At 71.9% G+C, this 10,175-nt stretch carries 9 protein-coding genes; 3 read left to right on the top strand and 6 right to left on the bottom strand.

Annotation, left to right across the window (positions count from 1 at the left end; all coding sequences use genetic code 11):
- Positions 1-214: 214 nt before the first annotated feature.
- Positions 215-688: a GtrA family protein gene (locus ACGFMK_RS44385; protein ID WP_392776501.1), complete on the bottom strand. Its 474-nt coding sequence runs from the start codon at positions 686-688 to the stop codon at positions 215-217.
- 179 nt (positions 689-867) lie between these two features.
- Here ACGFMK_RS44385 and ACGFMK_RS44380 point away from each other — a divergent pair, with 179 nt between their 5' ends.
- Positions 868-2,022, top strand: coding sequence for an NAD-dependent epimerase/dehydratase family protein (locus ACGFMK_RS44380; protein WP_392776498.1), 1,155 nt, complete (start codon positions 868-870; stop codon positions 2,020-2,022).
- A gap of 56 nt (positions 2,023-2,078) precedes the next feature.
- Here the strand turns inward: ACGFMK_RS44380 and ACGFMK_RS44375 are convergent, their stop codons facing one another.
- The gene (locus ACGFMK_RS44375) at positions 2,079-2,438 is read right to left on the bottom strand and encodes a nuclear transport factor 2 family protein (RefSeq protein WP_392776496.1); all 360 of its coding nucleotides are present in this window, start codon (positions 2,436-2,438) and stop codon (positions 2,079-2,081) included.
- A 226-nt stretch (positions 2,439-2,664) separates the two neighbouring features.
- Here ACGFMK_RS44375 and ACGFMK_RS44370 point away from each other — a divergent pair, with 226 nt between their 5' ends.
- On the top strand, positions 2,665-3,474 hold the full coding sequence (locus ACGFMK_RS44370; protein ID WP_392776493.1) for a helix-turn-helix domain-containing protein: 810 nt from the start codon (positions 2,665-2,667) through the stop codon (positions 3,472-3,474).
- A 48-nt stretch (positions 3,475-3,522) separates the two neighbouring features.
- Positions 3,523-4,311, top strand: coding sequence for an aldo/keto reductase (locus ACGFMK_RS44365; protein ID WP_392776490.1), 789 nt, complete (start codon positions 3,523-3,525; stop codon positions 4,309-4,311).
- 3 nt (positions 4,312-4,314) lie between these two features.
- On the opposite strand, the gene ACGFMK_RS44360 is transcribed toward ACGFMK_RS44365, so the two are convergent.
- The 4 genes from ACGFMK_RS44360 to ACGFMK_RS44345 all read right to left on the bottom strand — a co-directional run bounded on the left by ACGFMK_RS44360 (position 4,315) and on the right by ACGFMK_RS44345 (position 9,841).
- Positions 4,315-6,453, bottom strand: a complete 2,139-nt coding sequence (locus ACGFMK_RS44360; protein WP_392776487.1) for a hypothetical protein — start codon at positions 6,451-6,453, stop codon at positions 4,315-4,317.
- A gap of 126 nt (positions 6,454-6,579) precedes the next feature.
- Positions 6,580-7,461 carry a 3-methyladenine DNA glycosylase gene (locus tag ACGFMK_RS44355; RefSeq protein WP_392776484.1) on the bottom strand — a complete coding sequence of 294 codons (882 nt, stop codon included), beginning with the start codon at positions 7,459-7,461 and terminating at the stop codon, positions 6,580-6,582.
- Positions 7,458-8,501, bottom strand: coding sequence for a hemolysin family protein (locus ACGFMK_RS44350; RefSeq protein WP_392776481.1), 1,044 nt, complete (start codon positions 8,499-8,501; stop codon positions 7,458-7,460). Before ACGFMK_RS44350 ends, ACGFMK_RS44355 begins: the two co-directional genes overlap by 4 nt.
- Positions 8,498-9,841, bottom strand: coding sequence for a hemolysin family protein (locus ACGFMK_RS44345; RefSeq protein ID WP_392776478.1), 1,344 nt, complete (start codon positions 9,839-9,841; stop codon positions 8,498-8,500). Before ACGFMK_RS44345 ends, ACGFMK_RS44350 begins: the two co-directional genes overlap by 4 nt.
- Positions 9,842-10,175: the final 334 nt, after the last annotated feature.

Genomic DNA, 10,175 nt, shown 5'->3' with positions numbered 1-10,175 from the left:
CCATCCCGGTACGCGTGTCGTCCGTCGAGGTACGCGTGTCGTCCGTTCGATCACGCGGGTCGACCCGCCAATCACACGTGCCGGCGCTCTAGTCACAAAGCCGGATGGACGACACGCGTACTGGGATGGACGACACGCGTACTGGGATGGACGACACGCGCATCTGGATGGACGACACGACGGCCGCGTCGCCGGTCCCGAGGACCCGTGCGGGTCAGGGGGTGGTGGCGCGGCCGAACACCAGCTGGTCGAGCAGGGTGAACTTCACGACGAACACCAGCGCGTAGCTGGCCACGTACGCGCCGTCGACCAGGACGACCCACCACACGTGGGGCAGGTTGAGCGGGGTCAGCAGCGAGCCGGACAGCGTCGTCAGGCCGATCGAGGCGAGCCCGCCGAGGCCGATGACCGCCAGGTAGGGCAGCAGTTCGCGGCGGACGCGGGGGCGTCCGGTGCGGCCCCACACCCAGCGGCGGGTGATCACGAAGTTCAGCACCGCGCCGGCCGCCCAGGCCAGGGTGCTGGCCAGCACCGCGGCCCCGCCGGTGGCGAGCACGGCCAGGAGCACGACCTGGCTGACGACGGTGGCGGCGACGGAGGTCGCCGCGGCACGGCCCAGGCGGGCCCAGCCCCGGCGGCGTGTCGGCTCCGCTGTGCGCTGGCGCACATCGCCGGTTACGGTCGTCATGCCCCCATCCTCCCCGTGGGTCGCGCGCGCCGCCGTCCGACCCCCCTATGCATAGGAGATTCACAGGTCATTGCCAGGTGCTCATCAGCGCCTGATCGATAACGTCGGGTTCTTGCAAGCCTCTGCCCCATGGTGGAATCAGCATGCTTGGCGCGTAAACGAGCAGGAAAGGCGGCACAATGCGAGTGCTGGTTCTCGGCGGTGACGGTTATCTGGGCTGGCCCACCGCGTTGCACTTATCGGACAAAGGCCATGAGGTGGCCGTTCTCGACAACCTGGCCCGCCGGGGCTACGACGTCGAGCTCGGCGTGGAAAGCCTGGTCCCGATCGAGACGCTCCCGGACCGGATCGCCGCGTGGGAGGAGGTGTCCGGACGGCGCATCACCAGCTACGAAGGTGACCTGCTCGACGCGGACTTCCTCTTCGACGCGGTCCGCGACTTCGCGCCGGACGCCGTGGTGCACTACGCCGAGCAGCGGTCCGCACCCTATTCGATGATCGACCGTGAACACGCGGTCTACACGCAGCACAACAATGTCGTCGGCAACCTCAACCTGCTGTACGCGATCGCCGAAATCGACCCCTCGATCCACCTGGTCAAACTGGGCACGATGGGCGAATACGGCACGCCGAACATCGACATCGAAGAAGGCTGGCTGGACATCGAGCACAAGGGCCGCAAGGACCGCGTGCTGTTCCCGAAACGGCCGGGTTCCTTCTACCACCTGACGAAGGTCCACGACTCGCACAACATCGAGTTCACGTGCCGCGCCTGGGGGCTGCGGGCCACGGACCTCAACCAGGGCGTCGTCTACGGGCAGCAGACGCCGCAGACCGCGCTGGACCCGCGCCTGGCCACCCGCTTCGACTACGACGCGGTGTTCGGCACGGTGCTGAACCGGTTCGTCATCCAGGCGGTGCTGGGGCAGCCGCTGACGGTGTACGGCAAGGGCGCCCAGACCCGCGGCCTGATCGACATCCGCGACACCGTGGAGTGCATCCGGCTGGCCGTGGAGAACCCGGCCGACGCGGGCGAGTTCCGCGTCTTCAACCAGATGACCGAGAGCATGTCGGTCGCCGCGATCGCCGACCTCGTCGCCGAGCGGTTCCCCGGCCCGGTGCAGATCGAGCAGCTGGAGAACCCGCGGACCGAGGCCCCGGAGCACTACTACAACGTGCAGCACACCGGGCTGGTCGGCCTCGGCCTGGACCCGCACCTGCTGTCGGACACGCTCATCGAGTCGATGTTCGACATCGTCGGGGCCAACAAGCACCGGGTGAACATGGACAAGCTGCGCCCGACCGTCCGCTGGCGCGGCGCGCTCAAGAGCTGAGCCGTGCCGGGGCGGGCTCCCCTCGCGGGGGAGGGGAGCCCGCCCCGGTCACGTCTTCAGCCGGGCAGCTTGTCGAGAAAACCGTGCACCTTCGCGATCCGGCCGTCTTCCAGCTCGACGACGTCGAAGCCGATCGCGACCGGCTCGGCACCGGGCGTGCCGAGGTGCCACTGGAACCGGGCGAGGTCGTGGTGGGCGTCGGGCTCGGCGGGCAGGCTGAAGGTCAGCCCGCCGAACTGCGCCTGCGCCCCGGCCACGAACCGGTCGATCCCGTCGTGCCCGGCGACCGAGCCGAGCGGGTCGGTGTACCCGGCCCCCTCGGTGAAGACGTCGGCCACGAGCGCCCGCCGCTGGCCGGCGTCGGTCTCGTTCCAGACGGCGATGTACTGCTCCACAATGGTCCGGACGTCGGTCATGGTTCGCTCCTTCGGTTGGGGGACAACGGGTTGTCGCCGTCCCTCGCTGAGCGCAACTCTGGCGCCCGGGCGGCGGCGCGTCGATTACGCGCGAGGTAATGCCGCGGCGGCGGATCTGCGCACTGCGCGCGGCGAACCGCATGCCGAGCCCAAGTAGTGCCGTCGTCCGGTCCCATTACCCCCGAAGTAATGGCAGCGCTCCCGTGATCGTCGTAGCGTCGCCCGGGTGACGACTTCGGTGCGGGTGGCCGCGCGGCAGCGGCCGGTGGGTGAGCTCCTGCGGGAATGGCGCGACCGGCGCCGGATCAGCCAGCTCGACCTGGCGATCTCCGCCGACATCTCCACCCGCCACCTCAGCTTCGTGGAGACCGGGCGGTCCAAGCCGAGCCGGGACATGGTGCTGCGGCTCGGCGAGCACCTCGACGTCCCGCTGCGGGACCGGAACCGGCTGCTGCTCGCCGCCGGGTACGCGCCCGCCTACACCGAGAGCGCGCTGGGGGATCCCGAGATGTCCGCCGTCCGCCAGGCCGTGCGGCAGCTGCTCACCGGGCACGAGCCGTACCCGGCCGCCGTCGTCGACCGGAACTGGGACCTCGTCGACGCCAACGCCGCCACCGGCCTGTTCGTCGGCGGCCTGGCGCCCGAGCTGACCACCAACGTGCTCCGCGCGACCCTGCACCCGGACGGCATGGCGCCGCACATCCTCAACCTGGGGGAGTGGCGCGCCCACCTGCTCGGCCGGCTGCGCCGTCAGGTCGGCCAGACCGCCGACGCCGGCCTCGCCGACCTGCTGGCCGAGCTGCGCGCCTACCCGTGCGACCAGCCGGTTCCCGAGGTGGAGGTCCCCGGACCCGGTGACATCTTCGTGCCGCTGAAGTTCCGCCACGAGGGCACCGACCTGACGTTCTTCAGCACGGTGTCGACGTTCGGCACGCCCCTCGACGTCACCGTGGCGGAGCTGGTCATCGAGTCGTTCTTCCCGGCGGATCCGGCGACGGCCGCGTACCTGCGCGAGCGGACCGCCCTGGTGGAATGATGGTCTCCGGCAGCCCTGCGCAGCATCCGAAGTGAGGATCACCGGTTGATGGCCGTTCCGCCTTCGCTAGCCCTGTCCGACGGAGTCCGCATCCCCCAGCTGCTGTTCGGCGTCGGCGGCCTGACCGCCGCCGAGACCGGCCGCGCCGTCCGCATCGCCCTCGACACCGGTTACCGCGGCATCGACACGTCGCCGGGCACCGAGGAGGCGCTGGGCGCGGTCCTCGCCGCGTCGGAGGTCCCGCGCGACGAGGTGTTCGTCAGCGTCAAGATGCCCGTCCAGGGCTACGACGCCGCCCGCCGCGCGGCCGACCAGGTGCTGGCCGGGCTGCAGGCCGAGCGGGTCGACCTGGTCCTGGTGGACGGCACCAACGGCGCGTTCACCGACACCTGGCGCGCGCTGTCCCGGATGCGGGGCGACGGCCGCGCCCGCGCGATCGGCGTCGCCGGGTTCAGCGCGGCCGAGCTGCGCCGCCTGATCGACTCCACCGGCACCGTCCCGGCGCTCAACCTGGTCGAGCTGCACCCGTGGCTGCAGCAGCTCCCGCTGCGCGAGTTCCACGACGCGCACGGCATCCTGACCGGCGCGTCGAGCCCGGCCGCGAACGGCGCGCTCCTGTCCAACGAGACCGTCACCGCGCTGGCGGCCAAGTACGGCAAGACCCCGGCCCAGATCGTGCTGCGGTGGCACCTGCAGAACGGCACGGTCGCGGTGGCGGCGTCGGCCACCACGACCCGGACCCGCGAGAACTTCGGGGTGTTCGACTTCGAGCTGGCCGACGACGACCTGGCCGTGCTGTCCGAGCTCGACAACGGCACGCGGGTCGGCCCGTCCTGAGCCTCAGGCGGCCTTGATCCCCGCGGCGGTGAAGTCGGCCTGCTGGGCCGGCTGCTCCAGGTACTCGCGGAAGGTCTGCGCGGCGCGCAGCACGGTGTCGTCGATGCCCGGCCCGGTCAGCCCGATGAACGGGTAGTCGGCCGACCGCGCGGTGGCGACCGACTGGGCGGGCGAGCCGATCAGCTCGGGCTTCTTGGTGGTGAGCTCGCTGACCCAGTACGTCGACTCGGGCAGCCACGCGGCGGGAAGCCCGCCGATCGCGTTGATGTTGGCCCGGCCGACCAGCGCGTCGAGCACCTGCGCCGAAGGCTTGGCCTCGATCGTCACGTGCACGCACTGGCCGTGCACCACGGTCGCCGCCTGGTTCCAGCGGTTGGCCGCGGCGTCCAGGGGCTTCTGCACGCTCGGGGTGACGATCACACGCATCTGCGACGTGCCGCCGGAGCAGCTGGCGGCCTGGGCCTCGGCGCGGCTGTTGAGCTCGCTGTCGGCCCAGTTCCAGCCGACGATGCCGAGCCCGATGAGCGCGGCGAGCACGACACAGGCGATCGGCCAGCCGGCGATCTTGCGGCGCGGGGCCTTCTTGCCGACGATGCGGTGGGAACCGGTCGCCTCGCCCTTGCCGAGCGTCCGGTGGGAGCCGGTCTCTTCGCTCTTCCCGGCGACCCGGTGGGAGCCGGTGTCCTCGCTCTTGCCGGCCACGCGGTGGGAGCCCGTGTCGTCGCCGCGGCCGGTCGCGTGCAGGACGGTGGTCTCTTCGAGGTCGCTGATGGCGCGCTGGGAACCGGAGTCTTCGCCGCGGCGGCGGGGCCCGGTGCCCTCGCCGCGCCCGGGAGCCCGGCGCGAACCGGGGGTGTCCTTCCGGCCGGCTCGGCGGGAACCGGTGCTTTCGCTCTTGCCGGAAGAGGGGAAGGCCCCGGTGGAACCGCCCCGGCCGGGCGTGCGGAACGAGCCGGTGGATTCGCCGCGGACGGGAGTCCCGGACGGGTCGGGGGAGTCACCGCGGGCGGGAGCGCGGAACGAACCGGTGGACTTGCCGCGGGCGGGGGCGTCGAAAGAGCCGGTCGAGTCGTCGCGGGCGGGGGTGCCGCCGGCCTTGCCCCGGGTGAGGGCGCGGAAAGTGCCGCTGGCCTCGCCTCGCCCGGGAGTCCCCGTGCTGCGGGCCCCGGTGTCGAACGAGCCGGTGGATTCGCCGCCGGCGGGGGTACCGGACTTGCCTCGGGTGGCGGCGCGGAAGGTCCCGCTGGCTTCGCCGCGAGCGCCGGTGCGGGAGGAATCGGTGGTTTCGCCGCGGGCCGGCGCAGCGGGTGAGTCGGCGGACTTGCCTCGGGTGGCGGCCCGGAAAGTGCCGCTGGCTTCGCCACGGGCCGGGGCACCGGGCGAGTCGCTGGACTTGCCTCGGGTGGCGGCGCGGAACGTACCGCTGGCTTCGCCACGGGCGGCCGCGCCGGAGGGGTCGGTGGCTTCGCCGCGGGCCGGGGCGCCGGGTGAGTCGGCGGACTTGCCTCGGGTGGCGGCGCGGAACGTGCCGCTGGCTTCGCCACGGGCGGGCGCGCCGGAGGAGTCGGTGGCTTCGCCGCGGGCCGGGATGCCGGACTTGCCCCGGGTGGCGGCGCGGAACGTGCCGCTCGCTTCACCGGGGGCCGGCGTGCCGGGGGTGGCGGGAGATTCGCCACGGGTGGCGGCGCGGAAGGTTCCGCTGGCTTCGCCACGGCGGGAAGTCCGGTGTGGACCGGTGCCTTCGGACTGACCGAAAGCCTGGAAGGCCCCGCTCGTGTCACCGCGGCCGGGAGCGTGCGGGTCGGAGATGCGCGGGCCGGTGTTTTCGGGCTGGCTGAACGCTTCGAAGGCACCACTGGTTTCGCTGCGGCCCGGGGTCCGGTGTGGACCGGGGGCTTCACCCTGGCCGAAGGCCTGGAAGGAACCGCTCACGTCACCGCGGCGGCGGGCCTCTTCGCCGGGGCCGAAGGCCTGGAAGGCACCGTGGGGCTCACTCGGGCGGGCGGGCTGATGGGATCCGGTGGACTCGCCCGGGCGCGGTCGCCGCGGGGTGGCGGGCCTGCCCTCACCGGGGACGCGCTGCGTCCCGGTGCGGTCCAGAGGGTGCGGCACCGGCTCGTCCTCCCGGGCGTGTCGCCCCATCGTCGTCCTTTCGAGGGTGAGCGCATGTCAAGCACGCGCAGCTATGCAATGAAACCGTTATCACCCTAACAGGTGATCAGCGGCCCCGGAATAATCTGACTCACAGTCGTGTTGCCGGTGCTCTCCTCACTCGGCTGGGCTGACCAGGCGATGGCAATGCGCGATCAGCCGAGCACGCAACGGCGTCGCCCGGCGGGCGAAACCGGCCTGCGCGCGGGCGTATTCGGCCCGGCCCTCCGGTGTCTCGATCCGCACCGGCGGGTAGCCGAGGTCCGCCAGGTCGTACGGGCTCGCCCGCATGTCCAGCTCACGAATCTCGGCGGCGAGCTCGAAACAGTCGGCGACGAGCTCCGCCGGCACGAACGGATCGAGCTTGTAGGCCCATTTGAACAGGTCCATGTTCGCGTGCAGGCACCCCGGCTGCTCGAGGGTGACCTGCGTCGCCCGCGTCGGCTCCAGCGCGTTGCGCGGCCGCGCGGGCGGGGTGAAGAACCGGAACGCGTCGAAGTGCCCGCACCTGATCTCCAGCGACTCCACCACCGTGTCGGTGCCCGCGGACCCGAGGCGCAGCGGAACCTGGTCGTGGCGCACCGAATCCGCGGGCTCGCGGTAGACCATCGCCCACTCGTGCAGCCCGAAACAGCTCAGCCGGGGGGCGCGCGACGCCGTCGCGCTCAGCAGGCCGAGCACGAACTCGGCCGTCTTCGCCTTGCGCCCGGTGAAGCCCGCCGGGTCGAGGACGACGCCGTCCGCCGTCTCGACGTACCCCTTCCGGTCGAGGAAGCGCCGCGCCGCGGGCCCGGCGAGCGCGACGCCCGGCCCCGGCTGCCAGCGTTCGAGGTGACCCGGCCGGTGCGAGTAGTAGGTGAACAGGAAGTCCAGCACCGGGTGCTTCTCGCCCCGGGACCGGCGCTCCTGGTGCGGGACGGTCCACCGGCGCACCCGCTGGGCGTGCGCCGCCTCCCGGGCCAGCCAGTCCGGTTCGGCGAGCACGTCGACGCCGGTCATGCGCCCACGTGGGTGCCGTCGCGCACGGTGCCCACGTACTCCTCGACGAGGTCCTCGAGCGCGACGACGCCCACGGCGTTCCCGGTGAGGTCGAGGGCCCGTGCCAGGTGGCTGCCCTCCTTGCGCATCGCCGAAAGCGCCACGTCCAGCCGGGCGTCGGCCCGCAGCTCGGTCAGCGCCCGCGTCTTCGAGGCGGGCACGACCGTCGCCGGGTCCTCGCCGGCCAGGTCGAGGACGTCCTTCACGTGGATGTAGCCGGTCAGCCGCCCGTCGTCGGTGCACACCGGGAACCGCGAAAACCCGGTGGAGGAGACGGCCCGCTCCACGTCGCCGAGCGTCGGCCCGCACGGCAGCGTCGTCAGATCCGCCGTCGGCACCAGCACGTCGGACACGGTCTTCTGCACCGAGGACAGCGTCTGCGTGAGCCGCCGGTGCTCGGACTGGTCGATCAGGCCCTCCCGGCGCGACTCGCTGAGCAGCTCGGCCAGCTCGTCGGACGTGTAGGCCGTCTCCAGCTCGTCCTTCGGCTCGACCTTCACCGCGCGCAGCAGCGAGTTCGCGACGAAGTTCAGCAGCCAGATGAACGGGTTCGCGATCTTCACCCAGCCGACGTGCACCGGCACCAGCCACAGCGCGAGCTTCTCCGGCTCGGCGATGGCGAGGTTCTTCGGGACCATCTCGCCGATCAGCACGTGCAGCACGGTGATGAAGGCCAGCGCGATCGCGAACGAAATCGGGTGCAGCAGCCCTTCCGGCAGCCCCAGCAGGTCGAAGAACGCCGAGAGCCGGTGCGCGACGGCGGGTTCGCCGAGACGCCCGAGCAGCAGCGAGCAGATGGTGATGCCCAGCTGCGCGCCGGCCAGCATCAGCGAGACGTGCTTGCTCGCGTTGATCACGATCTTCGCGCGGGTCTTGCCCTGTTCCAGCAGCGCTTCCAGCCTGTCGCGCCGGGACGAGATGAGCGTGAACTCCGCGCCCACGAAGAAGGCGTTGAGCAGCAGCAGGAGCACCACGAGGGCGATGTTCAGCCAGTCGCTCACGAGGCCACCTCCTGTTCGGCCGGTTCCTCGGTGCGGACCGGGGCCACCTCGACCTCGGCGACGCGGAGCTTGTCCATCGTGGTGACGGTGAGCCGCCAGCCGTCGACCTCGGCGGCGTCCCCTTCGGCGGGGATCTTGCCCAGCCGTTCGAGGATCAGGCCGGCGATGGTCTCGTAGTCGCCGTCCGGCATCCGGAACCCGGTGACGTCGGTGACCTCGTCCGGGCGCAGCTGCCCGGACACCAGCCAGCTGTCGGTGCCGACCTGCTGCGACGCCGGCGCTTCCCGGTCGTCGTGCTCGTCGCGGACGTCGCCGATGATCTCCTCGACCACGTCCTCGAGCGTCACCAGCCCGGCGGTGCCGCCGTACTCGTCGACGACGATCGCCAGCTGGAACCGCGAGTCGCGCAGGCGGTTGAGCAGGTCGTCGCCGGGCAGGGACTCGGGCACGGTCGGCACCGGCCGCATGACCGACCCGATCGGGACCTTCGCCCGGTCGGCGGCGGGCACGGCGAAGGCCTGCTTCACGTGCACCGCGCCGCGGACGTCGTCGAGGTCCTCGGCGTGCACCGGGAACCGCGAGAACCCGGTGCGGTTCGAGATGGCGATGAGGTCCTCGATGGTGTCGTCCACCTCGAGCGCCTCCAGCTGCACGCGCGGGGTCATCAGCTCCTCCGCCGTGCGCTCGCCGAACCGCAGGGAGCGGTCCAGCAGCTCCGCGGTGGACGTGTCGAGCGTGCCGCTCTCGGCGCTGGACCGCACGATCGAGCCCAGTTCCTGCGGTGACCGCGCCGACCGCAGTTCCTCCTGCGGCTCGACACCGAACTTGCGCACCAGGAAGTTCGCGCTGTTGTTCATCAGCGTGATGAGCCAGCGGAACAGCAGGGAGAACCGCGAGTGGTAGCCGGTGACCGCGCGGGCGGTCGGCAGCGGCCGGGCGATCGCGAGGTTCTTCGGCACCATCTCGCCGAGGATCATCGACAGCGAGGTGGCGATGACCAGGGCGAGCACGATCGACGCGCCGCTCGCGAACGCCGTCGGCAGGCCGATGCCGGTCAGCAGCGGCCGGACCAGCTCGCCGATCAGCGGCTCGGCCAGGTAACCGGTGATGAGCGTGGTGAGGGTGATCGCGACCTGGGCGCCGGAGAGCTGGAACGAGAGCGTCCGGTGGGCTTTCTGGACGGTCAGGGAGCGGCGGTCGCCGACCTGGCGGACGTTGGCGTCCACCGTGCTGCGTTCCAGCGCGGTCAGGGAGAACTCGGCCGCGACGGCGAGACCGGTGCCGACCGTCAGCAGCACGAAGACGAGGACGCCGAGCACGGCGAAGAGGATCTGCATCATTCCGCACCCGCCGTGGTGGCGGTGGGCGAACCTATCGGACAGCCGGGTCGGTCACCCGGCCCGGTACTGTCACCGGGTGACTGCGCTGCGCGCACGAAACGGTCACTCCTAGCGGGAAATCGGCGTGTACTGCGGATATGCGGACAATCTTAACGTGTCGGGTGGGCCGGGCGCCGGGATACCGGTGTGTCGGCGCGCTCACCTCGCCGGGTGATCCCGGTTGTTTCAGTGCGGCCGGCGCCCGAGCAGGGCGACGAGGCGGGGCGGGGGGCCGGCCCCCCCCCCCCCCCCCCCCCCCCGCGCGCCCCCGCCCCCCCCCCCCCCCCCCGCCCCC

This window comes from Amycolatopsis sp. NPDC049252 (assembly GCF_043197175.1).
Taxonomy (GTDB): Bacteria; Actinomycetota; Actinomycetes; order Mycobacteriales; family Pseudonocardiaceae; genus Amycolatopsis.
The sequence above is the reverse complement of the archived record's forward strand: the minus strand, read 5'-3'. Positions and strand labels throughout refer to the sequence as shown.

Bases quoted from the DNA above. Each gene is read 5' to 3' on its own strand.
- ACGFMK_RS44365 (WP_392776490.1), top strand. From the start codon at position 3,523: ATGGCCGTTCCGCCTTCGCTAGCCCTGTCCGACGGAGTCCGCATCCCC.
- ACGFMK_RS44385 (WP_392776501.1), bottom strand. From the start codon at position 688: ATGACGACCGTAACCGGCGATGTGCGCCAGCGCACAGCGGAGCCGACA.
- ACGFMK_RS44375 (WP_392776496.1), bottom strand. From the start codon at position 2,438: ATGACCGACGTCCGGACCATTGTGGAGCAGTACATCGCCGTCTGGAAC.
- ACGFMK_RS44355 (WP_392776484.1), bottom strand. From the start codon at position 7,461: ATGACCGGCGTCGACGTGCTCGCCGAACCGGACTGGCTGGCCCGGGAG.
- ACGFMK_RS44380 (WP_392776498.1), top strand. From the start codon at position 868: ATGCGAGTGCTGGTTCTCGGCGGTGACGGTTATCTGGGCTGGCCCACC.
- ACGFMK_RS44360 (WP_392776487.1), bottom strand. From the start codon at position 6,453: ATGGGGCGACACGCCCGGGAGGACGAGCCGGTGCCGCACCCTCTGGAC.
- ACGFMK_RS44345 (WP_392776478.1), bottom strand. From the start codon at position 9,841: ATGATGCAGATCCTCTTCGCCGTGCTCGGCGTCCTCGTCTTCGTGCTG.